This window comes from Lysinibacillus sp. G01H (assembly GCF_028872195.1).
GTDB lineage: Bacteria > Bacillota > Bacilli > Bacillales_A > Planococcaceae > Lysinibacillus > Lysinibacillus capsici.
Genome location: NZ_CP118397.1, coordinates 2640495 through 2664376, shown reverse-complemented (window position 1 = coordinate 2664376; position 23882 = coordinate 2640495). Strand labels below are relative to the sequence as shown.

At 36.0% G+C, this 23882-nt stretch carries 24 protein-coding genes and 1 riboswitch; of the genes, 18 read left to right on the top strand and 6 right to left on the bottom strand.

The window, feature by feature from the left end; genetic code table 11:
- Positions 1-34 precede the first annotated feature (34 nt).
- Positions 35-403: a hypothetical protein gene (locus PSR12_RS13640; RefSeq protein ID WP_004230571.1), complete on the bottom strand. Its 369-nt coding sequence runs from the start codon at positions 401-403 to the stop codon at positions 35-37.
- A 195-nt stretch (positions 404-598) separates the two neighbouring features.
- On the opposite strand from PSR12_RS13640, the gene PSR12_RS13635 reads away from it, so the two are divergent.
- From PSR12_RS13635 to PSR12_RS13615, 5 genes are all read left to right on the top strand, one after another.
- Complete coding sequence (locus PSR12_RS13635) at positions 599-1102, top strand: RNA polymerase sigma factor (protein ID WP_221680341.1); 504 nt, start codon at positions 599-601, stop codon at positions 1100-1102.
- Entirely contained in the window at positions 1092-2096 is a 1005-nt protein-coding gene (locus PSR12_RS13630; protein WP_263081853.1) for an anti-sigma factor, read from the top strand. The genes PSR12_RS13635 and PSR12_RS13630 overlap by 11 nt, the downstream gene beginning before the upstream one ends.
- 158 nt (positions 2097-2254) lie before the next feature.
- Positions 2255-3010 (top strand): SDR family NAD(P)-dependent oxidoreductase, encoded by a 756-nt coding sequence (locus tag PSR12_RS13625; protein ID WP_004230568.1) that lies wholly within the window; start codon positions 2255-2257, stop codon positions 3008-3010.
- Positions 3011-3035: 25 nt separating this feature from the next.
- Complete coding sequence (locus tag PSR12_RS13620; RefSeq protein WP_255600819.1) at positions 3036-3464, top strand: MarR family winged helix-turn-helix transcriptional regulator; 429 nt, start codon at positions 3036-3038, stop codon at positions 3462-3464.
- 446 nt (positions 3465-3910) lie between these two features.
- Positions 3911-4684, top strand: coding sequence for an IclR family transcriptional regulator (locus PSR12_RS13615; RefSeq protein ID WP_221680342.1), 774 nt, complete (start codon positions 3911-3913; stop codon positions 4682-4684).
- A gap of 27 nt (positions 4685-4711) precedes the next feature.
- Here PSR12_RS13615 and PSR12_RS13610 read toward each other — a convergent pair whose 3' ends face one another.
- Complete coding sequence (locus PSR12_RS13610) at positions 4712-5911, bottom strand: aminotransferase class V-fold PLP-dependent enzyme (protein ID WP_221680343.1); 1200 nt, start codon at positions 5909-5911, stop codon at positions 4712-4714.
- Between the two features lie 14 nt (positions 5912-5925).
- The gene (locus PSR12_RS13605) at positions 5926-7014 is read right to left on the bottom strand and encodes a M24 family metallopeptidase (protein ID WP_221680344.1); all 1089 of its coding nucleotides are present in this window, start codon (positions 7012-7014) and stop codon (positions 5926-5928) included.
- Between the two features lie 281 nt (positions 7015-7295).
- Here PSR12_RS13605 and PSR12_RS13600 point away from each other — a divergent pair, with 281 nt between their 5' ends.
- The 5 genes from PSR12_RS13600 (at position 7296) to PSR12_RS13580 (ending at position 14028) form a co-directional block, all read left to right on the top strand.
- The gene (locus PSR12_RS13600; protein WP_004230561.1) at positions 7296-8231 is read left to right on the top strand and encodes an LCP family glycopolymer transferase; all 936 of its coding nucleotides are present in this window, start codon (positions 7296-7298) and stop codon (positions 8229-8231) included.
- A 351-nt stretch (positions 8232-8582) separates the two neighbouring features.
- The gene (locus PSR12_RS13595) at positions 8583-8693 is read left to right on the top strand and encodes a transcriptional regulator (protein WP_221680345.1); all 111 of its coding nucleotides are present in this window, start codon (positions 8583-8585) and stop codon (positions 8691-8693) included.
- A 150-nt stretch (positions 8694-8843) separates the two neighbouring features.
- Positions 8844-9404 carry a signal peptidase I gene (gene lepB / locus PSR12_RS13590; RefSeq protein ID WP_274769355.1) on the top strand — a complete coding sequence of 187 codons (561 nt, stop codon included), beginning with the start codon at positions 8844-8846 and terminating at the stop codon, positions 9402-9404.
- Positions 9405-9803: 399 nt separating this feature from the next.
- Positions 9804-9903, top strand: a riboswitch (purine riboswitch).
- Positions 9904-9977: 74 nt separating this feature from the next.
- Entirely contained in the window at positions 9978-11168 is a 1191-nt protein-coding gene (locus tag PSR12_RS13585; RefSeq protein WP_004230558.1) for an MFS transporter, read from the top strand.
- A gap of 253 nt (positions 11169-11421) precedes the next feature.
- A complete protein-coding gene (locus PSR12_RS13580) occupies positions 11422-14028 on the top strand; it encodes a cation-translocating P-type ATPase (RefSeq protein WP_274769352.1) in 2607 nt (868 codons plus the stop codon).
- Between the two features lie 46 nt (positions 14029-14074).
- Here the strand turns inward: PSR12_RS13580 and PSR12_RS13575 are convergent, their stop codons facing one another.
- Positions 14075-14557 carry a DUF3231 family protein gene (locus tag PSR12_RS13575; RefSeq protein WP_255600825.1) on the bottom strand — a complete coding sequence of 161 codons (483 nt, stop codon included), beginning with the start codon at positions 14555-14557 and terminating at the stop codon, positions 14075-14077.
- A 97-nt stretch (positions 14558-14654) separates the two neighbouring features.
- Positions 14655-15311 carry a cupin domain-containing protein gene (locus tag PSR12_RS13570; RefSeq protein ID WP_369354208.1) on the bottom strand — a complete coding sequence of 219 codons (657 nt, stop codon included), beginning with the start codon at positions 15309-15311 and terminating at the stop codon, positions 14655-14657.
- A gap of 239 nt (positions 15312-15550) precedes the next feature.
- On the opposite strand from PSR12_RS13570, the gene PSR12_RS13565 reads away from it, so the two are divergent.
- The 5 genes from PSR12_RS13565 to PSR12_RS13545 all read left to right on the top strand — a co-directional run bounded on the left by PSR12_RS13565 (position 15551) and on the right by PSR12_RS13545 (position 20690).
- Positions 15551-15772 (top strand): transcriptional regulator, encoded by a 222-nt coding sequence (locus tag PSR12_RS13565; RefSeq protein ID WP_274769349.1) that lies wholly within the window; start codon positions 15551-15553, stop codon positions 15770-15772.
- Positions 15769-17028: a Y-family DNA polymerase gene (locus PSR12_RS13560; RefSeq protein WP_257522396.1), complete on the top strand. Its 1260-nt coding sequence runs from the start codon at positions 15769-15771 to the stop codon at positions 17026-17028. The genes PSR12_RS13565 and PSR12_RS13560 overlap by 4 nt, the downstream gene beginning before the upstream one ends.
- Before the next feature lie 176 nt (positions 17029-17204).
- The gene (locus PSR12_RS13555) at positions 17205-18299 is read left to right on the top strand and encodes a tyrosine-type recombinase/integrase (RefSeq protein WP_274769348.1); all 1095 of its coding nucleotides are present in this window, start codon (positions 17205-17207) and stop codon (positions 18297-18299) included.
- Entirely contained in the window at positions 18296-20296 is a 2001-nt protein-coding gene (locus tag PSR12_RS13550; RefSeq protein WP_274769347.1) for a tyrosine-type recombinase/integrase, read from the top strand. The genes PSR12_RS13555 and PSR12_RS13550 overlap by 4 nt, the downstream gene beginning before the upstream one ends.
- On the top strand, positions 20286-20690 hold the full coding sequence (locus PSR12_RS13545; protein ID WP_274769346.1) for a DUF6262 family protein: 405 nt from the start codon (positions 20286-20288) through the stop codon (positions 20688-20690). The genes PSR12_RS13550 and PSR12_RS13545 overlap by 11 nt, the downstream gene beginning before the upstream one ends.
- Before the next feature lie 53 nt (positions 20691-20743).
- On the opposite strand, the gene PSR12_RS13540 is transcribed toward PSR12_RS13545, so the two are convergent.
- Positions 20744-21739 (bottom strand): DGQHR domain-containing protein, encoded by a 996-nt coding sequence (locus PSR12_RS13540; RefSeq protein WP_274769345.1) that lies wholly within the window; start codon positions 21737-21739, stop codon positions 20744-20746.
- 132 nt (positions 21740-21871) lie between these two features.
- Between PSR12_RS13540 and PSR12_RS13535 the strand changes: the two genes are divergently transcribed.
- The 3 genes from PSR12_RS13535 (at position 21872) to PSR12_RS13525 (ending at position 23874) form a co-directional block, all read left to right on the top strand.
- A complete protein-coding gene (locus tag PSR12_RS13535) occupies positions 21872-22231 on the top strand; it encodes a helix-turn-helix domain-containing protein (RefSeq protein WP_274769343.1) in 360 nt (119 codons plus the stop codon).
- Positions 22232-22711: 480 nt separating this feature from the next.
- Positions 22712-23725, top strand: a complete 1014-nt coding sequence (locus PSR12_RS13530; RefSeq protein WP_274769341.1) for a hypothetical protein — start codon at positions 22712-22714, stop codon at positions 23723-23725.
- An 11-nt stretch (positions 23726-23736) separates the two neighbouring features.
- Positions 23737-23874 carry a hypothetical protein gene (locus PSR12_RS13525; RefSeq protein WP_274769339.1) on the top strand — a complete coding sequence of 46 codons (138 nt, stop codon included), beginning with the start codon at positions 23737-23739 and terminating at the stop codon, positions 23872-23874.
- The last annotated feature ends 8 nt before the right edge of the window (positions 23875-23882 follow it).

Sequence of the window (23882 nt, the reverse complement as noted above, 5' to 3'; positions counted from 1 at the left end):
AAGCCCCACTTCAACTGAAGCGGGGCTTTTCTATTTATCTTACATATTTAAAGACATTGACAAAGAATAACAGGACAGACAACGCTACAGCAATACCACCACCAGACACGAAAAGCTCAAATAACCAGCGTGGTACATCCCAATACACCATCATCATGCCAACAAAAAGGAAGGGTAAACCGAGATTGTAAAGCCAGAACTGTGCTTTGGCGAGACCTGTCTCCGCAGCATTTTTATAAGTCGAATAAATTAAACCAATGAATCCAGTAGTCAGCCAACCTACCACACCAATATGAGCATGTGTCGCTTTCCATTGAAGTTGAACCGTATAATGCATAAACAGGCCAAAAGCAAAAACAATCAATAAATAAAAGACTGAAACCTTTATCCATTTAGCACCCATTATCCACAACTCCTTTCTTGAAAGTGATTTTAGCTAGCTGCTACAGTATATTCTTGTCAAATTAAAAAGATGCTTGTATGTATTTGAAAATAAATGTTGTTGGTTTTCATTAAACTAAAATAATTAATGGGAACTTTTTGTAATATGTAAACTTTTCATGGAGTTCTGCGTTGTATAGGCAGAAGGGAGGTGGACATGGTAAAGCAATCAATGAATGCGTTTCTACAGCAAGCAGGAACGCTGCTATATCGTTATTTGAGAAAACGTGGATTAGCCCATGAGGATGCAGAAGATATCGTCCAAGATACATGTTATAAATTTTTATTACATAAAAATGGAATTCAGTCAGACAAAGTAATGAGTTGGTTATATCGTGTAGCAACCAATCAATTTTATGATCTCAAGAGAAAAGAAACACGTCATCCAACAACAGAATTAGATGAGGTTCAATTGACTTCATTCATTCATATTCCTGAGATCCAGATGCTAAAGAAAGAAAAATTAAAGGACATACAGAACACACTCGAAACGTTATCCATTTTGCATCAGGAATTATTAATCCTGAAATATGAGCTGGGATTATCGTATAAGGAAATTTCAGCCTTGATGAATAAGAATGAAAACACACTAAAAACGCATGTCAGACGTGCTAGGGAAGAATTTACAGAACGATTTAAGGAGGATATTCATGATGAATAAAGAAGAAAATGAATTTTTGTTTGATGATAAACAAACGAAAAAAATAATGAGAAAGGCAAGGTTTTGGTCAACAGTCAAAATGATTGGGATTACATTGGTCGTTACCCCCATTGTGCTAATAGCATTATGGTATGGGCTGAGGGCTTTATCGTTAAATAGCGCGCAAAAAGTAATGGATGATATTCATTTATTTAACGAAATAAGTGCGCCCAATGTCCAAATTAGTAATCAGGTTTATGACGATCATTTGCTGGGAGGGAAAATAACAACAACAACCTATAAGGTGCTTGGAGATCAGCATCGTCCATATATTTGGGAGCCTATCAAAAGCGATTATAATTTATTTGGAACGCTTACACGAACGGCCATTTCTAGCTCCATCCAGATAGAAGGTTCAGAATCACTGGCAGAAACATATCAATTCGAACGGTTTAATGACTACACAGGTGACCGAGAAATGTTTTTTTATCATCCAAGGATTTCCTACGATCATTACCAAGATAATATTAGTGAACTGCATCAATTGGAGAAAAATACTTTAGTAGAAATAGCTATTTCCTTTGATGATGCCTATAATTTTGGTGAAATTAAAAGCAAGCTACCTTCTGAAGTACAAGTAGATTGGTGGTGGGTGGATGCCTATCCAGATGCTACACTAGATTTTTTTAAGCAAGGACAGAATACTATTTCAGCCAATGATCCATACATTTACGGCTTCCAATCAGAGCAATCTAAACCTAAACCTCGACGCTCTTCAAACGACGAGGTTGAGACCTTTATTCGAAACATTGAGCTTCTTCGTAAAAGCAAGAACTTTGAGTGGGAAACAAATCAGGTTTATCAAGCTTTAGTAGGGGAAAATGGAACCCTAGAGAAAAGTGATGTGAAAATAACCGGGGCTGTAGTAACTGGTACTCCAGAGCAATTGCAGTCTTTACAAGGACAAACCTACATTAAAGGGTCTATATTTGGTGTAATATCGAATCAGAAATAGAGCGCTGGAAAAGAGTAAACGGACAATCAATTTTAGAAAAGCTTATTTTGGATTAACTCTTCTCTAGAATAGGCTTTTTATCTGAAGCATTTTAGTTTAAAACTAAATAGTTTGATGTTAAATTATTAACAGATAAACAAGAAGGAGATGTTGTTGCAATGGGTAAGCTACAAAACAAAGTGGTCATTATTACTGGTGGCGCAGGTGGGATTGGTAGTGGAATGGCAAAAGCTATGGTAAAGGAAGGGGCGATTGTGACAATTGTTGACTTAAATACAGAAGCAGGCGAGGCAATGGCAAAAGAATTACAAGAAATGTCTCCGAAGTCTATGTTTTTACAGGCTAATCTAATGGAACGCGACCAATTACCAAAAATTATTGATACAGTCGTAGAAAAATACGGTAAACTAGATGTGCTAGTTAATAACGCTCATGCTGCTAAACAAGTTACAATAGAAGAAACTACACAAGCAGATCTTGATTTGTCATTTGGAACAGGTTTTTATCCAACCTTCTATTTAATGCAAGCAGCCCTACCGCATTTAAAAGAAACTAAGGGTAATATTATTAACTTTGCATCTGGAGCAGGCATTCAAGGTCATGAAACACAGGCTGCTTATGCCGCTGCCAAGGAAGCCATTCGTGGTATTTCCCGTGTTGCCGCAAATGAATGGGGACGTTTTGGTATTAATGTCAATATCATTAGTCCGCTTGCTGATTCACCAGGTGTACAAGCATGGGCAAAAGCACAGCCAGAGTATTATGAAGCGGTGAGAAGTAAAATCCCGTTAGGCCGTTTTGGTGATATTGAGCAAGATATCGGTCGAGTAGCTGTTTTCTTAGCTTCTGACGATTCTCAATATATTACAGGTCAAACGATTATGGTGGATGGAGGCTCACTAATGCTTCATTAATTCTCAGCGTTTGAGGAGGATTTTTTTGAAACAGACAAATATTTTTAAACTGATTCATATGATTGAACAGGTGAACAATGCGAATATTATACGTTTTACAAAAGCGTTCCCATATCCTTTAGGAATTTCACCAATTTTAGTTTTAAATGAGCTACATGTCAAAGGCCCACAAAAACAAGCCGAGTTAGCTGAGACAATCGGCTATACAAAAGGTGCTATGACGAGCATTGCTGAAAAGCTGGTCAAGCTTGGATTAGCAGAAAGACTATATGATCCATCCGACCGTCGCACCATTCGCTTACAAATTACAGACGAGGGTCAAAGTGCTTTAGCAAAGGCTCAATCTATCGGGAAAGAGGTCTTTGTACAGCTTTTTGAAGTATTAGATGACGAGGAAATTACCCAATACTTGCGGATTCAAGAAAAATTAGTACAGGGTATTCAGCAGAAATAGCCATGTAAAAAAATCAACCTACCTTTTAAGAGATGGGTTGATTTTTCATTGTTCAGGCGGATAGCCCTCCTTTTTTGCGGAATAGAATGGCTCTAAGTGGATAGAATGTCCAAACTCGCGGATAAAACTCAATATGTGACGGATAAAAAGAGGATTCTGACGGATAGCCTTCTTTATTAGCGTGATAGAATGGCTCTAAGTGGATAAAATGTTCAAACTGGCGGATAAAACTCAATATATGACGGATAGAAAGAGGATTCTAGCGGATAGCCTTCTTTATTAGTGTGATAGCCATGCTCTGCACAATCCGAATGTGCATAGGAACTGCTTGAAATGAAATCGTGCATTTAAAATCTAATTGTAAAATAGTTGAATTTATTGAAAACTGTCCGTGTTCATTTTATAATCAAAATACGGTTCTATTATAGAGACATTTGAGGTGTGAAATGACATTAAAAACATTAGATAACTCATTGGAGGTACTGAAATATTTTAATAAGGAAAATCCTACATGGGGTGTTCGTGAGCTAGCGAAAGAGATGGATATTAGTCACTCCATTATTTATCGGATTTTAGCAACCTTCGAAAAACAAGGCTTTCTTATTCAAAATCCGGAGACAAAAAAATATGAATTAGGGCTTCGCTTTCTAGAATATGGCCAGATGGTTAAAGATAAATTAAATCTTTCTGACTTTGTTTTACCAATTATGATCAACCTTGCAGATACCATTAAAGAATCCGTATTTTTAACTTGGCTGGATGGCACAGATGGTGTCACAGTAGAAATAGCTGAGAGCTCTCAAACCATTAAGTTTTCAGTGTCGATTGGCACGCGGACACCACTACATATCGGGGCATCTTGTAAAGTCATCATGGCTTATCTACCTGAAGAGAGAAAAAAGGAGATCATGGAACATGGGATGAAAAGATTAACTCCTGAAACCATTACTGACCCTGATGAAATGTTAGCCGATTTAGAAAAAATACAACAGCAAGGCTGGTGCTTTTCAACGGGAGAGTACTCTCATTCAGTATTTGGGATAGGTGTACCTCTTTTTAATAGTAAAAAAGAAGTCATTGCCTCTTTAACAATTGCTGGTCCTATTTATCGTAAGCCAACAGAGGAGAAATTACCTGAAATGGTGAATGTTCTTCAATACGGAGCGATGAATATTCAACGGTATTTCGATCAATACAGCTTTAAATTATATCATGAATAAGCATGAAAAAGAGGCTCAAGATAGACATTAACTATCTTGAGCCTTTGCTTGGATTTTTTTCATAATGGATACGGCCTTGTCAATTTCTTCAAACGTATTAAAATAGTGTGGTGAAAAACGGGCCATTTTAGAAATCTGATTGCGTTCCATAATGGTATTCGCCATAAATGTGCCAGCTTCAATGATGACCCCATGTCCTGCTAAAGCATTGGTTAGCTCATCTGGTGACAGCCCTTCAATGTTAAACGGCGTAATCGATAATCGATGAGCACTATTTTGAGGACCATATAAGACAATGTTTGGAATGGTTGCAAGCTGTTCAATTAAATAGTTTGTTAGCTGCTTTACACGATCATATATGTGGTGGATACCAATATTGTTCGCATAATCAATAGCTGCACCTAATCCAAAAATACTTGGAATGATTGGACAACCTGGCTCAAAACGTTTAGCGGTTTCTAAAAAAGAATAGGCATTGTTCTGATAATCCCACTGGGTGCTGCCCCAGCCAATCATAATAGGCGTCAATGTTGGAATGAGTGCTTCTCGTACATATAAAATACCTGATCCTTCAGGGCCGCGTAGCCATTTCCGCCCACATGCAACTAGAAAGTCACAGCCAAGTTCGGCAACATTAATCGGTGTTAAACCAAGTGTTTGATTGGCATTCATCAATGTTAGTACATGGTGTTGCTGGGCGAGCTGACATATTTCTTTGGCGGGCTGGAGTGCCCCAGCAGCATTAGACATATGGGCAAAGGTAATCAATTTCGTTTGTGGTGTGATGAGTTGCTCAAGTGCATCTAAATCTACCATATATTCATCATTGGTTTTTAACACTTTCAGCTGTACCCCTTGCTGCTGAAGGGCAAGCCAAGGCACATAGTTACTCAACATTTCTGTGTCGAGCACTATGACCTCATCTCCCTGTTTCCATTGCAAGCCCCCTGCGACATAATTAATCGCCACTGAACCGTTTGGCACAAAGGCAATTTCCTCTTTTGTTGCGCCGATGAACAATGCGGCTTTTTCTCGAATACGCTCTACTTGCGCATACGTTTCTTGACGAAAGGAGGGCAAGTAGGGACCAATACTTGCTTGTTTTTGGAGATAGCTAGTCATCTCATCCACTACTGGCTGTGGCATGGCAGATGCAGCAGCTGTGTTTAGGTAAATATAGTGTTCAAGTAGTGGCATATCCTGTTGTATTTTCCTCATATCGATCATTGTACACACCAACCTTATAAAATGATTAATTCTTTCGAATAGGTCATGAAATTTTCGTAACCATTTTCTGTGACGATTAAATTATCCTCGATACGAACACCACCAACATCCTGCACATAGATACCTGGCTCCACGGTAAAGGCCATGCCTGGCTTTAACACTAGCTGATTACGCTGCATCATATAAGGCTCTTCATGTGCACTTAAACCAATGCCATGGCCAAGTCGGTGTGTGAAATAATCGCCATAGCCAGCATCGCGAATAATGCCTCTTGCCAGATCATCAATGGCATGAGCTGTCATACCTGGTTTTATGGCTGCTATGGCTGTTTCATTTGCTTGCTTCACAATACTATAAATGGTTTTGAGCGTTGGTGAAACTTCTCCTAAAGCAACTGTTCTAGTCATATCCGCCACATAGCCCTTATAAATCGCGCCAAAATCTATGACGATTAATTCACCTGTCTCTATTTTCTTTGTGCTCGCTCTGCCATGAGGCAGTGCACCTCGATAACCAGAAGCAACAATGGTTCCAAAAGGTGTTCCCTCTGATCCACGTCGTCTCATTTCATATTCTAATTGGGCTGCGACTTCCATCTCTGAAATACCAGCTTGAATAATCGGTAATGTGGCTGCAAGACTTTCTTCGACAATCTGTACAGCCTGACGCATGAGGGCTATTTCGTGTTCATCTTTTTCCATACGTATATCACGAATGGTTTCACCGATATCACATAAATTGTCATATGTAAGATGTTCAATCGCTTTCTGTTCCTTCACGCGCATGGTGTCAAACTCAACGCCAAGTGTCTGCGCTGTTTCTAGTTCTTTTTTTAGTTGCTGGATGGCCTGTGTCGGTCCTTCTTCATCCGAATAGGATAAGATTGTTCCACCATTCCGCAAGTCAACTTTTGTTAATTCTACTTGTGGAACGAGAAAGTATAATTGATGGTGAGCAGTAATAGCGGCTACCGTTAGGCGTTCACTTTGCTTTAACTGAAGACCTGTAAAATAATACATGCTTGACCCTGGCACTAGCACTGCTACATCAATTGACTGTTGCTGCATACGGGAAACGAGCTGCTCTCTTCTTTTCTGAAACATTGAGTGATCCCTCCTAAAAACGTTTCTATTATAGAGACGTTGTATCTGGAAATTAGTATATATCAACAATAATGAATTTTCAATAAATTAAGATAGCATCATTTTGATAGAGGAGAAAGAAGATAATTGACAAATGAGGGAATAGTATGTTGTAAATTTAGTAAATACTAGTGTACGTCTTTTTTTCGTTCATTATGCATATAAGTAGACTAGATAAACTTTTTTCCAACTTAATACGTCAAAAAGAGGGGCAAAATTGTTAAGCAAGAAAGGACTTATGTATGGAAAAAAACATGAAACGCTCAAAAGAGAAAAAGAGCAAGAAAAAATTATGGCTGTGGATTGTTGGTAGCCTATTAGCAATTTTTTTAATTTTTATAGGTACTGCCTACTTTACCATCCAAAAAACTATGAATAAAATAAATACACCACTTATTCAAACAACAGATGCAGCACAACCAGAAGAAAAAACAGTGATTAAAAAAGATCCATTTTCGGTTCTAATGCTTGGGGTCGATGAACGAAAAGATGATAGTGGACGTTCCGATACCATGATTGTAATCACTGTGAATCCTGAAAAGCAGACGATGAAAATGCTTAGTATACCCCGTGATACTCGAACAGAAATCGTTGGTCATGATACGGTAGATAAGATTAATCATGCCTATGCCTTTGGAGGCGTCCCTATGGCTGTGGATACGGTCGAAAACTTTTTAAATATACCCATTGATTATTATGTTTTTATTAATATGGAGGGTTTTTTACAAATTATTGATACGCTGGGTGGCGTAACAATCGATAATGATATGGATTTAACCTTTGACGAATACCATTATCCAAAGGGAGAAATCACATTAGATGGTAATGAGGCCCTTATTTTTTCTCGTATTCGTTATGAAGATCCTCGAGGTGATTTTGGACGCCAAATTCGACAACGTCAAATCATTGAAGCGGTGATGAAAAAAGCCTCCACACCATCAACATTATTAAAAGCAACCGATATGTTGAATGTACTAGGCGACAATGTTCGCATGAATTTTTCGGTGAAGGATCTTATTCAGCTACAAAGTATTTATAAAAAAATGGATAAGGATATTGAGCAGTTATCGTTTGAAGAGGGAGACGGTGAAAGGATTAACCGCATTTGGTATTATATTCCGAATGAGGCAGAGCTTCAAAAAATACAAACGGATTTAAAAAACCATTTACAAAAATAAGGAAGCAAGTTGCTTACAAATGTCGCATACTAGTTGTAAACTTTTTGGCCACGAAGGGAGGGAGATGAATGAATGGGAGGACCCAGGTGCTGAGGTATACAGCGCTGAATCATTGCATGCAAAGCTATGTACCTAAACGTAAAGTGCGAAAAAATCCAGTCCAATCAGCAATAAGAGGCCTACAAGTATTATGTTTAAAATTATTTATGTAAGGGATAAAAAATCATTCAGGTAGGGTGCATGCCTAGTTGAATGATTTTTTTGCTGTTATTCATCATTTTTCGATATTTCTTGAAATATCAGAAAATTAAGTGTATACTGACATTAGAAATGGTTAAAGGAGTGATTGTGATGATTATAGGCACAATTTTATTAGCATTTGCATTACCAGTGGGTATCGTATTAGCAGTAGATTTATTAAACGAGCAGCATCACTCTACCACACAAACTAACCATTCATAACGATGAAACAGCAAAATATCAATTTCTAGACAATGTTACTTTGTAGCCTTGTCTATTTTTCTATGAATAGGAAACAATTTGTGTGATTCATTCGTCAATAATAGTGAGAAAATGTTATACTATTAAAAAAAACAGTATCGGGGAATGAGCATGCAAGCGGAAAAACCATCCAATCTAAAAAAAGAAATAGTATCCTACATCAAAATTATTGCCATTACAGCTGTTGTTGTTTTTGGCTGTAAGCAATTCTTATTTGCGCCGATTAAAGTGCAGGGAGCATCCATGTATCCAACTTATCACGATAAGGATATTATTATTGTAAGCAAAACAAGTAAAATCGAGCGCTTCGATCAAATTGTTTTCCAATCACCTGTCGAAGATGAGTTATATATTAAACGTGTCATTGGGCTTCCAGGGGATAAAGTGGAAATGAAAGATGATGTATTGTACGTAAATGGCAAAGCATACAAAGAAGATTATGTGAACCGTCAAACGGATGATCCTAATCAATTACGCATTACGGAAAACTTTACATTGGAACAATTAGTGAATGAAAAAGAAGTGCCGGAGGGCATGTATTTTGTGCTTGGTGACAATCGCTTAAAAAGTAGTGACAGTCGCCATTATGGTTTAATTTCAGAGGATGCTGTATATGGTGAATCAAAATTAATACTCTATCCATTTAGTCATTTTCATATTGGCTCAAAATGATGAAAAAAGAGGTCACTCCATTGAGTAGCCTCTTTTTTATTGTTGGGGTAAATCGGTACAGCTTTTATACGTGGGATAATAGACACAAATCCTTGAATTTTCAACGGTTTCCTTGATGGGCGATGGCTTACTTTTCATGGGAGATTGCATTGCTGGTTCTTCATTTGTGAACGCTTCTTCTACTAATTCTACGCCATAAAATAGTATTAAAAAATAGCAGACAAATCCTACTATACGCAAACAATCACCTCGTAAAATAGTTATTGTATGTTACTATATATGGTCAAATTCGTCGAAATATAAGCAGAAAATCGAAATTTTCTCTTGCCCAAAAGATTTTTAAAGGCAATGAATTCTATGAAAAAAGTTATTGTCAATGAAATTTTGATGTGCTACTATAGCTAAAGTAAATATTTGATCTGTATAACCTCAATAATATGGATTGAGGGTCTCTACCAGGAACCATAAAATCCTGACTACAAAACTTTGCTTCATTTTTGTAGTCAGGATTTTTTTAGTTTGTTTTAAAACAATCTCCTACAAAAATGAACGTGTAACGAAGGGGAGATTACGATGAATTGGAGAGTTTATATTCTTGCTGTAACTACCTTTGCAGTAGGGTTAGTTGAATTAATTGTTGGCGGAATCCTGCCAAATATTGCAGAGGATTTAGATGTGTCTTTAGCGACGGCGGGACAATTAATTACTATTTTTGCACTTGTTTATGCGATTTCTGCGCCTGTCCTACTATCCTTGACAGCCAAGGTGGAGCGGAAGCGCTTATTCCTTATTTCTTTATTTATTTTTACGTTAGGAAATCTAATGACCTTCTTCAGTACAACGTTTATCATTGTGCTAATCGCACGTATTTTCACAGCTATGAGTACAGCGTTAGTGATTGTTTTATCATTAACGATTACAACTAAAATCGTAGAGCCTCGCCATCGTGCTAAAGCACTGGGGCTTGTTTTTATGGGTGTAAGTTCTGCGCTGGTGATCGGTGTGCCAATGGGTATTTTTATTACAGAAGCGTTTGGCTGGCGAGCCGTATTTTTAGGTATTAGTATCCTATCAACGATTTCAATGATATTAATTGCTTTATTACTTGAAAAAATGCCAATTGGAGAAGTAGTGCCACTCAAGGCGCAAATCAAATCGCTGGCGAATTTGAAAATCCTGACAGCACAGTTAACTACCCTATTTATGCTAGCGGGTCATTACATGCTTTACGCCTATTTAACACCATTTTTAGTAGAGGCATTTGATATGAATGCTTCATGGATTAGTATTTGTTACTTAATCTTTGGTATTGCCTCTGTTAGTGGGAATGCTGTAGGTGGATGGGTGAGTGATAAAATTGGCACAAGTAAAGCCATTATTTTAATTGTCTCAGCTTTTGCCATTGTCTTATTTAGTATTCCTTATACAATTATTGCCCTTCCACTGTTTTTAGTATTTACGGTTTTATGGGGTGCGTTGAGCTGGGCACTGACACCGCCATTACAAAATTACTTAATTCAAGCGGATCCTCAATCATCGGATATTCAGCAAAGCTTAAATACAGCAGCCCTGCAAATTGGTATTTCTATCGGATCAGCAGTGGGTGGCGCAATGTTTGCTTGGACAGGATCCGTTATGCACCTAGCTAGCTTTGGTACGATTCTAGTTCTTTGTGCATTAGGCTGCGCCATCTTTTCTATTAAAAGGGCACCTCTTGGACAGGAGCAGCACGTAGATTATCAGTCAGCACATCATAATTCATAATCAAGCAATAGCCCTGAAAGGTATTGGGAAAGCCATCCCAATACCTTTTTAATTGGTTGGCATGAATCTATTTTCGTACACTTCCCAAAATTAAATTCTCTATGGTTTCTTAGCATACTCTAATTACCTATGGAATAGATTGTTGTAGTTAATGAATTTACAGATTTGAGAAGTTTGAGATTTTAAGAACGAATATTATTTTTAAGAAAAATAGTAGGAGACTTTCAAATCTTGTAAATGGAAGGAGAACTCAATGACTGAATATCATCAACAATCATCTGCTGAAGTCATGAAGATATTGAACGTCACCACGCAAGGTTTGACTGATGATGACGTCCAAAAGAGGCAACAAGTCTATGGCTATAATGTATTAGAGGAAGGGCAAAAAACAAGTACGTTGGCTGTTTTTATGGGCCAATTCAAAGATTTATTGGTCATCATTTTACTCGTTGCTGCCGTCGTTTCCTTTCTACTAGGAGAAGTAGAAAGCACCATTGTGATCATGATCGTGGTTATTTTAAATGCCATTTTAGGTACAGTGCAGCATGTGAAGGCCGAACAATCATTAGATAATCTGAAAGCATTGACCTCTCCCATTGCCAAGGTCATGCGTAATAATCAACTAGTAGAAATTCCTTCTGAAGAAATTGTAGTAGGCGACCTTCTGATGTTGGAGGCGGGAGATTATATTAATGCGGATGGAAGACTACTAGAAAGCCATAATTTACACATCAACGAAAGCTCTCTTACAGGCGAATCAATTGCTGTGGCAAAAAGTACAGACCCCATTCGGAAACAGAATATCACCATTGCGGATAAGAAAAATATGGTGTACTCAGGAAGTTTTGTGACCAATGGACGTGGCATCGTGATGGTTACGGCAATTGGGATGCAGACGGAAATCGGAAAAATTGCGAATTTACTCGATACAGCCAAGGAAAAGAAGACGCCATTACAAATTAGTCTCGATCAATTCGGTGAAAAATTAGCCTTAGGAATTACGCTAATTTGTTTAGCAATCTTTACGATTGATCTTATCCGAGGACGAGCATTAGTGGAATCCTTTATGTTTGCTGTATCTCTTGCTGTGGCGGCTATCCCTGAGGCTTTAAGTTCTATCGTGACCATTGTATTAGCTTTTGGCACCCAAAAGATGGCAAAGGAAAATGCGATCATCCGCAAGCTTTATGCTGTGGAGAGCTTGGGGAGTGTATCGGTCATCTGTTCTGATAAAACAGGTACTTTAACAGAAAATAAAATGGTGGTACAGGAAGTTTTTGTGGACCAGAAGAAAATTCCTCATGATTGGCTCAATCCAATAAATCCAGTGGAAAAAGAGCTAATGGTAAAAGCGCTTTTATGTAGTGATGCTGTCGAGCGTGACCAGAAGGAGATTGGTGATCCTACAGAAATTGCGCTCGTGAAATTGGGGAAACAGTATGGTTTAGATGAATTGAAGATACGTGAGCAATATCCACGATTGGCTGAAATTCCATTTGATTCGACGAGGAAGCTTATGAGCACTGTCAATCAGATGGACAAGCAGCCTATCATGATTACCAAAGGGGCTCTGGATGTACTCTTACCAAAAGTGACGCGAATCAAAACATCAACAGGTATTTTTGAGATAACCCCGCAGCATCGCCAGAAAATCGAGGCGGTGAATCGTGATTTTTCTATGAATGGTTTAAGGGTGCTAGCCATTGCTTATAAGGAGGTATTGCCTCTACAAAAAGTCGATCCACGAGCAGAACGAGATTTAATCTTTGTCGGCTTAGTAGCGATGATGGACCCTCCAAGAAAAGAGTCGAAAGAGGCTGTGGAAAGCTGTATAAAGGCAGGTATTAAACCCGTCATGATTACAGGAGACCATAAAATTACAGCAACCGCGATTGCCGAACAAATTGGTATTTTGCAAAATCCAGCTGAAGCTATAGAGGGACATGCGCTCGAAGGCTTAACGGATCAAGAGCTGCAAGATAAAGTACAGGATTATTCTGTTTATGCCCGTGTTACACCCGCCCAAAAAATTCGAATTGTTAAAGCATGGCAGGATAAAGGACATGTGGTTGCCATGACAGGAGACGGTGTCAATGATGGACCTGCTTTGAAGCAAGCTGATATTGGGGTGGCTATGGGTGTAACAGGCACAGAGGTTGCAAAAGATGCCTCATCCATGATTTTAACGGATGATAATTTTTCAACAATTGTTAAAGCAATCGCCAATGGCCGTAGCATCTATACAAATATTAAAAATGCCATTCTGTTCTTATTATCTGGAAATGCAGGCGCTATTTTTGTCGTGTTATATGCAACGGTTCTGGGCTTACCTGTTCCTTTTGCACCTGTCCATCTTCTATTCATCAACTTATTAACAGATAGTCTGCCTGCTATTGCCATCGGTTTAGAGCCAAATAATAAGAAAACAATGAAGGACAAGCCTAGAAACATTCATACCCCTTTATTAAATAAAGCCTTTACCACACAAGTTGTGCTTGAAGGGATATTAATCGCCATTTCCACCATTATTGCGTTTCAAATCGGTTTATCGACAGGCGATACGTTAACAGCAAGCACGATGGCCTTTACAACACTATGCCTGTCAAGGTTAGTGCATGGCTTTAATTCTCGATCCAAACAATCTATCTTTGCGATTGGTGTATTTTCGAATAAATATACGTGGTTCGCCTTTATCATTGGTGTGCTAAGTTTACACATGGTCTTATTTATGCCGATGCTTACAACGGTCTTTGAGGTAGCTCCATTAACACCAGCACAGCTAGGCTTTATTTATAGCCTGTCGGTGTTACCATTCCTAGTCAATCAATGGTATAAGCTACTGTTCGTAAGAAATCGATAAAGATTAAAAAAAAGCTTCCGTTAGGTATTCAAACGGAGGCTTCTTTTTAGTGTGTAGAGGCTAATAACCAGCCTTTACTCTTACTTAGGTCAATCAATTTCGCTCCAAGTAGGGCATAACGCATATGGAGTTCACCATATTTGGTTAGATGTGTTTTCTTTACTGCTAGTTCTAAAGCTTGGCTTACGGCAATCAAAGAGGAGGCAATATTCATCGATAAAATAGCACTTATTTCGCCATCATTAATGAAAGATTTTCCACGAATATCCGTTATTTTCATTTTACTGTATTCTATCGATGCTGTTGGTGCCAGCACACCGTTTTCCTTTAATAGCAGGGTTAGCTGTTTATTTTCCTCTTTTAAACATTGAATAAATTCCAATGTAAGGATTTTTAAGTTTTTATCACGCGTATGCTTAAAAAAAGCATGACTGGAAGCAATATAGCCTTGATTGATCCCAAGCTGTGACCAAAGCTTGAAAATCTCCTTAAATTGTAGCGATGCTAGATTTTCATTTATCATTGTCATCCTGACACTTCCTAACTCTTAGTTTGATTTAAGATTAGGATGTAGCAGTAAATGACATTCTATTCATCTTTTACAATAAAAAATGAATAAGAGGTCGCTAATAGTAGGTACCATAAGGGTACAAAGGAGGGTAACGGTAGGGATAAGGGTATGGACATGGTTTCATATATTGCTGTGGCATGGTTGGTTTATAAGGGGCTTGATCCGTTGCTGACTCGATTCGATTACAGCCTTTTGCTGGTCCAATATAAGTCGTAGGAACAATCGGTGCAATCGTTTTCTTCCATTGTTCTTCATCTAAACAATACGTATGGGCCATCATATGGGCTGGTGTGAATTTTAAGATATCAGAGCCTAAAATGACCTCAGGCGTTGGCGCATCAAAAATAGCAAGTAGATGCGTGTCATCTTCTGTGGCTACTTCATAATGCCACCAGCCCTGTGGGACATTGGCAACCTGCCCAGGCTTGATAGGATAGTGTTGAATTTTCTTGGTAAATGGATTCAATAGAGAAACCGTTGCTGCTCCTGCAATACAATAGACAAGCTCTGCTGCATTTTGATGGTAATGTGGCTCGATGACATTGTCTTTACTTAAAAAAATATCAAGTAAAGATGTATTTTCTAATGTATTTAATTGTTCCACACCGAGAATATTAATGTAATTTCGGGAGTCTTTTTTAAAAAGCGTACTTTTATTGACATCAAAAGTGAACGCTGCAGAAGGGGAGCTATAATCGATGTTTGATCTGATACTTACATCCTTTCTCATATAAATTGAGCTATTCATCATCATAGATTATGTTTTAGGTGCTCCTAGACTTACACAAATGCCTAGCTACAGCTAGCCTCTGTCTGTATAAAAATTAGCTAAAATTACCACTTCTATTTCAGAACATACGTGCGTATAATAAAAACACAAACGTTTGTTCTTGGTTGTTAAAAACTCTGTTCAACATGAATGAAAACAGAGTCAGTAAAGGAGCATTCAACATGAAAGAGCAGTTGAGAAAAGCCATGCATCGTCACCAAATCGTCCACATGATGTATATAGCGGAATCAGGTGCCATTACGAAAAGGCGCGTGAAAATCATCCACATTAAAGGTGATTCCTTTACCGCCTTTTGTTTTACAAGGCTAGCGAAGCGTACGTTTCGTATTAACAATGTTCTAGCCCTTCTGCCCATTCTCCAACGGGAGTCTGAGGTAATATGAATTACAACGATTTCCCACAGAAAGATATTTTTTGTATTGATATGAAGTGCTTTTATGCAAGTTGTATTGCCATGCTAGAAGGGCTAGATGTGCTGACAGATCCAATTGCCGTCATCGGTAATTTTGAACAACCTGGCAGTATTGTGCTGGCTGCATCACCAGTGATGAAAGAAAAATTTAACATTAAAACAGGGAATCGGCGTTATGAAATTCCCAAACATCCAGATATTAAGTTGTTTGAACCAAAAATGTCCTTTTTTCTAGAGATGTCCATGGCCATTACGCGTCTGATTGCACAATATGTCCCTCCAGAGGCGATCCATGTTTATAGTGTGGATGAAAGCTTTATAGATCTAACAGGCACGGAGCAACTTTGGGGTTCGCCTGAGCAGGTAGCCAAATTGATTCAGGAAGACATCTATGAAAAGTTTCGCATTCCGTCCGCCATTGGCATGGGACCAAACATGTTGATGGCTAAATTAGCATTAGATTTAGAGGCAAAAAAAACAGGCTTTGCCAAATGGACCTATGCCGATGTGCCAACAAAGCTTTGGCCCGTGCGTCCTCTGTCTGATATGTGGGGGATTGGGAAACAGATGGCAGCCAATTTAAATGCGATGGGCATCCAAACAGTCGGTGGATTAGCCCATGCCGATTTAGCCGAATTAGAAAAGCGCTTTGGTATTATGGGTAATCAATACTATTACCATGCATGGGGCATTGATCTCTCCACATTAGGTGAGCCATTAGTGAACAATGCGGCATTAAGCTTTGGGAAGGGCCAAATGCTCATGAAGGATTATCACACACGAAGGGATATTGCGGTTGTACTCCTCGAAATGTGTGAGGATGTGATGCGACGTACACGGGAAGCAGGCTATGTCGGGCGGACTGTTAGCCTGGGGCTCTCTTACAGTCGCAATGCGATGACGAAAGGGTTCCATCGCTCAAGAACCATCGAAAGTCCAACCAATGAGACTCTTGTTATGTATCAGGCTTGTCTGGCCTTACTAGATGAGCATTTTGCGGGTGAGCCAGCGCGTCAATTATCTGTTAGACTGACAAACTTAGAGCCAGAACGTAGCATTCAGCTTGATTTATTTGATGAGCGTAAGGACCAGCGGCAGGTCATTGGTCATGTCATGGATGCGATTCGTAGAAAATATGGAGTGGTGGCCTTATTACGAGCAGCCTCCTATACCAGCGCTGGTACGGCTATTTCACGGAATCGCTTAGTGGGCGGGCATTTAGCATAAGGAGTGGAAAAATGATAAGAGATAGAGGAACGATGTAATCAATAGTATAATTATTGGGGGGATGTATAGTATTTAATGATACATCCTCCCTTATTTTTTATTGTTGTTTATTTCATAAAAATAGTAAAAAATTATAGTATTCAACGTATTCAATGAATTTATTAGGAGGGGATAATGTGGTTAAAGTATATGAGATAATAATTCATTCAGGAGAAAAAAGATGGATAGCCTTAAACGAGAATGGAGAACCTATTAAGGCCATTATGAAGTATATAAAGTATAAAGATAACTTAGGTAAAGCTCCAAATACTCTTAAAACGTATTGCTATCATCTTAAACTATATTGGGAATATCTAATCATTGAAAATAAAAATTTAAATGATGTTGATTTAAATTTATTATCAAGTTTCATCAGTTGGCTCAGGTGTTCAGAAAAAAAGGATAATGTCCGAGATTTAATAAAGAAAGATGACATTAATCTATCTAAAAGAAGTGAAAGTACTATTAATTTAATTATTAATTGTGTAATTGACTTTTATGATTATTTATATAGAAATAATCAAATTCATAAGGATATAAAAGGTAATGTCCTTAAGAGTATGAAAATAAAGAACCGGAAATTTAAGGGTTTTCTAGACCATATATCTTCTAATGTGACATTCAAAAATATTTTAAAAATTAAAGAACCACGTAGGATAATAAAAACTCTAACAAAAGAGCAAGCGAAAAAGATTCATCTAGCCTGCAATAATATTCGAGATGAATTAATGATACGTATAATGTATGAAAGTGGAGTGAGAGCGTCAGAATTGTTAAGCTTATGGATTGAAGATTTTAATATTAACGAAAATAGCATTATTGTGCGTAAATCTAAAACTAAAGCAGGTGAAAAACGTAAAGTTTATATTTCTAAAGAAACGATGAACCAATTTCAAGATTATATTATTGATTACCATACAGCTGAAATTGATACAAACCATGTGTTTATTAACCTAAGGGGTAAAAATAAAGGTCAGCCAGTTAAATATTGGACACTCCAAGCGTTAGTTAAAAGAATTAGTAAAAAAACAGGAGTTGATTTTACAGCGCATATGCTTCGCCATTCATTTGCTACCAATCTTCATGATTCGGGAGTCGAAGTATCGATAATCCAAAAATTATTAGGCCATAACCATGTTCAAACAACTATGGACATGTATATCCATCCTACTGATGAAACGATAAGAAGAAGTTGGGAAAAAATCCAAAGTAAAGGGGAGGGGGATATATGAATAACAATTCTATTACCTTATTAAAATCTAAAATAGAAGATTTATTAGAGGGTTATTGGCAACCAGATATATGGAAAATAGAAGATTTCCCATATCAAGAGCGTCTTGGAAATACAAAAGATAGAAAAGTAGTTAATTTCAGTTATATTAAAAATATTTATATTAAAGTAGAAGTAAAGTACTATTCAAGTTTTGGATTGAAAAATGAATGGTGGAAAATGTCATCATTTATTTATATAACATACCCATATCTCAAGCCGGTCGTTCTTTTTTTAGAGAAGGAATATCCGAAAATTAAATCTATAACCGAGATTCCTTATGAAGAAATTCTATTAAAATATAAACAGTATTTAGTTTTTTCTGGAAAACCTTTAGTTAAAATAAGCGAGAGAAGAGAAAGAACATCGATGTATATAACTACTCTTAAAGCTTTTTATTTATTTTTAGTAGATTTTTATGATGAAAGACCAGAACATGAAAAAGACAGGTGGAATGTAGAGAGGTTAGGAATTTCATATAACATGTCACGAAGAGATAAGTATATTAATTTTGAAAATATTAAACAATCATTTCGTGAGTTAGTAAAAAGATATATGTATCAAAATTTACTTGTACAACAAAAAATAACTTTTTCTACTGCTCAAAATATATTAAAAAAGGTATACTTATTCTTTGATTTTATAGTAAAAGAATATCCGGATTGGAAGGATTTAAAAAATCTGAATCGGAAAAATATTGAAGATTTTTTGCTTTATGTTCGAAATGTTGAAATGGGAGGGAGAAGTTATGTGAAAAATAGAGTTCCTAGTGATAGGCATGTTTTGGATTGTATTTCAAATGTTAAAAGATTTATAGAGTACTTACAGGATTACAATTGGGATGAAGCACCAATTACACCTGTAAATATGTTAATTTATCCAGAAGACTACCCAAAACGTAAGCACAAAATTTATGAAGACCATATTAAACATATTCCAAATTATGTGTGGGAACAGGTTCAAGAAAATCTTCATATGGTGGACCCTGAAGTTGCAAGAATAGTTCTATTAATGGAAGCAACGGGATTTCGTGTATCTGATGTTTGTCAACTTAATATTAATTGTTTACTGTACAAACATAATGGTTGGTGGTTAGCTGGAGATCAACGAAAAGTAAGGTTAGAAAATCATATTGTCCCCATTTCTGAAGAAATAGTAGCTATTGTGAAAATACAGCAAAAAATAACAAATGAAATTTTAACAATAAAAAGCAATCCAAATAACTTTCTATTCCCAGTTTTATTCGGTAAAAATAGAGGGAAGGCATTTTCCCAAAGCAAAGTAAGAAATGAATTAAATCGTTTAGCAGAAAAGTGTAAAATTTTAGATAAGAATGGAGAAGTTTATTATTTTAAAAATCACGCTTTTAGGCATAGATATGGAATGAATTTACTCAACAATGGGATGAATATTATTCATGTCCAAAAATTAATGGCTCATACAAGTCCTGAAATGACTCTTACCTATGCAAAAATCTTAGATAGTACTTTACGTAAGGAATGGGAAAAGGTTCAAAGTTCTATTCGGATAGATGAAACTGGAACAATTGTAGAGGCAGTTCTTAGCGAACAAGTTGAAGAGAATGGATTAGAACTAGAATGGATTAGACATAATATGGATTCTATTCGTTTAGATCATGGTTTTTGTATAAAAAGTCCTAAATTAAGCTGTGATTTTTTAGAGCAAACGCTAGAACCACCTTGTATTAAAAACGGATGTAGAAGTTTTCATGTTGATCAAACATTTATTAGTTATTATAATGATCAAATATCGAAAATGGAAGCCGATATAGAAATTTATAAAAAAAGTGGCCGTACACGTTCATTAGAACTAATAGAACCAAAATTAAAAAAATATAAAGAAATTAGAGACTCCATTCAATATGGAACGGGTATTTTAGGTTTGCCGAAGCACAAACGTGAATACATAGGAAATGAGCGTGAAACAAATGGCAAATAACAATCCTAATATAGAGGGTTTATTATCGCATGCAACAGAGAAAAAGGTGAATGCAAAAGCAAAAGTTGAAACAGCAATTAAAAAAATGTTAAAAGAAAATATAAATATTAATTTTAATTCAGTTTCTCATGCTGCAAATGTGTCAAAGACATTTCTCTATAAAGAACAGACGATAAGAGATCGTATAGAGTATCTTCGTAAGCAACAAGAAGGTTTATCTTCTGTTAAAAGTTTTAAAAGAAATGTATCTGAAACATCTAAAGATGTTATCATTGAAGCTTTAAAGAATAAAATAGAAAATTTAAATCGAAAAATCGCAACCCTAGAACAAGAAAAGGAACAATTGCAATTTCAACTAAAAAAAGACTTAGGAAAAGTATATGAAAATATTTAAAGTTAAAAAACCTTTTTTGACCAAATTGTTCAAAAAAGGTTTTTTAGTGAACTTTAATTTTTTAAACAATTCAAAATATCATCAGCTAGCATTTTTGACCCTGCAGCACCTTTAAGGTACTTTAAATCGCCACTTGAAGACCAATCTATAACTTTTAGATTCACTAAGAGATTGGCTATTTTAATTGAGTCAGGCTGTTGAGACTTGGTCAAATAATTATTATTAATAATTTGATTTCCTGCTATAGCTAATGCATTTAGGCAAGTAATATGTGTAAGTCTATATAATTTGTTATCATCCCATTCATCAGGGAATAATTCTTTGATTAAATTAAAGTAGAAAAGAACTAAATTTAGCTTTTTTTCTTTAGAAAGGTTCGTTAGATTTGATTTTTTAGTTAGTAGTTTTACTAAATTGTATAAATTTTGAAGTGTTATATTTTTTTCTCTAGTTCTTTTTCCAATTAAGGTTCCTTTACTGAAAAAGGGGCTTTCAGGTTTGAGGATTAAATTTGTAGCTATCCAGCTAATATCATCATTATCTCTATTAAGATAGCGACTTAATGATGTACCAATCCCTTTAGCTTTTGTATTTATTATATCAAAGAATTTAATTTCTTCATCATCATCCAAATAATGAAACGCAAGAAATGGAACATTCAAGGTACTATCTGTCTCAGTTATATATTCTTTAATCCCACCCAACCTATGTTGACCATCCATTAATGTACCTTTCTTCTTACAAATAAGTCTTCCAAAATTTTTTCTATGACTATCATATGCATGAAATTCCCAATTACCAGAGGCATTTAATAAGATAGGTGTATAAAGGGCATCTTCACCTTGAGAAAGATAATTTGCAAAATCTTTGCATCGTTTTTTATCTATAGGGCGCTGATAGCCTTTACCAGAAGGATCATTATATAGTTTAGAATATGAGAAGTTGACAGCGACCTGAGATGAGACAAAGCCTTGATAAGTAACACGGCCACGCATCTTAGATTGTAATACATTTTCTATTGCTATATTTGAAGGTAAGTTATTACTCATAATAAAAACTCCTTAAGAAAATTTAATACTAAAACATTATAGTACTTATAAGTACATAATTCAATCAAATTTATACTATATGCAACTGTAAGGTGGTACAAACCTCACATAGTCTAAATGTGAGGTGATTTTGTGGAAAGTTTAGTAAAATTAGTTGGTAGCAATATCAAAGAAATACGGAAAATGAAAAAACTCACTCAGGAAGAATTAGCTGAAAAATGTGGTCTGCAAACTTCATATTTGGCAGGGGTTGAAAGAGGGGATAGGAATATTACTATCCAAACCTTAGAAAAAATTACTGAAGGCTTGAAAGAAACACCTAGCAGTATCTTTAAATTTGATAGTATCAATTTTGATAATAAGTATTTTGAAAAAAAAGAATTGATTATGATCTTGCAAAATCTAATAGAAGATAAAAGCGAAGCTGAGGTTCGTTTAATATTAAATATTGCTAATGAAGTTTTTAGTACGTATGGAAAACAAAAAGGCTAAAACTAAACAAAGAATTTTATTTGGATAAACTTTAAAATATGATACTATTTTATGTTCATTCAGCGGAAGAATCCTACCTCTAGGGAGGAGAGATGAATCCGGACGCACTTCGCCTTAGCGGATTTGATGGTTCATAATTAGTATAAACAACCATGAGATCAGATGTAATGAAAAACTTCATAATTTTTATCCAACTAGATGCACCTTTATAAGTAGCTAAAATGAATCCTCATTGGATTACTCATCTTGTTTGAAGAAATTTGATACACTGATGATATTGAACAAAAAAGTATAAAAGTCGATATTCTCAAAATCCGAGGGTACCGGCTTTTTTAGTTACCAGTTGTTACAAAGTAGAACGAAACAAAGGAGCCAAAAAGTAGTTAACGAATAATGAAGCTGTTTAAATATGGAAAGTACATTATCCGATCATTATAATTGAAATAAGTGAACTGATGTTTTTTATAAAGGAGAAAAGATATGAGTATAAAATATAATAATTATTCTAGTGTGACAGATTATATAGACAGAAATGCTGTTCATGCTTCTAGCCAATCATTTTATGCTAACAAATTAACTTTGATAAGAGGAGCTGTAATTACAGGTTTAGCTCCTAAAGCACATCTAAGTCTTAGTAAAGAGTTATTAGAATGGAAAATTTCTACTATGCTTGCCTTTATTGATACAACTTCGCCCTTTATTATTAAAAATGCAAGCGATTTAGAGATGAGTGAAAAAGTAACAGTGGCTTATTTTATAGGAATGGTTTTCGCCCAAATACATATGCAAAAAATGTATAATGTAAGACATTTAGAGCATTTGAAAAATCCAGGTATTACTCCAACATCTTTACCAGGAGATTTAAAAAACCCAGATCTTTGGGGAATAAATCATAGAACAGGACAATCTTATATAGTTGAGGCTAAAGGGTCTACAGCTTGTAGCAATTATTTTACAAATAAACATATCATAAAAGCAGAAAGTCAATTAGAAGCTATAACACAAATTGATTATACAGTTTCAGGAGTTACTTCAACTTTTAATCAAGCAAGCTCTAATTTAGAAAAATTAATAATAGCCACTCATCCTAATTTAAATGGTGAAATGATGCAGCATATTATTGATCCAGTAGAGGAAAAAGATAAAATAGTTAAAGTAAATGGCGATGAAATGGTTTATAAACAATATTCACATCTAGTAAATTTTCTAAGTGTACAACAATCTAAAATAATAGAGTTACATAAATTATCGAAGGTTAAATTTAGAATTATCGATATTGATGCATTAAACTGCTCAATTGGTCTACTAGAAGAAATTTATCAAATATTAAATCCATTAGTGTCAAAGGAGAATTTAGTACAAGAAAATCTTACAAATATTAACAAAGATCTGAATTCGGTGTTAGATAGATTTGAAAAATTATCTAATCATGAATTAGAAAATGAGAAATTTTCTATTGGACTTGATGGAGTAATTGTTTTAGAAAAAAGCTAAGGAAGGATTTTATGTCAAAACGTAAAGAGGGCAAGGGAAATTGCTCTTTACAGCCTTGGATTATCATACAAAATGTTCCTTCAAGTGGTCGTGCTCACCGTATTATTGGTTGGAAAACAGCAAGTTTATTTTTAAACAGGAAAATATAAATTTAGGG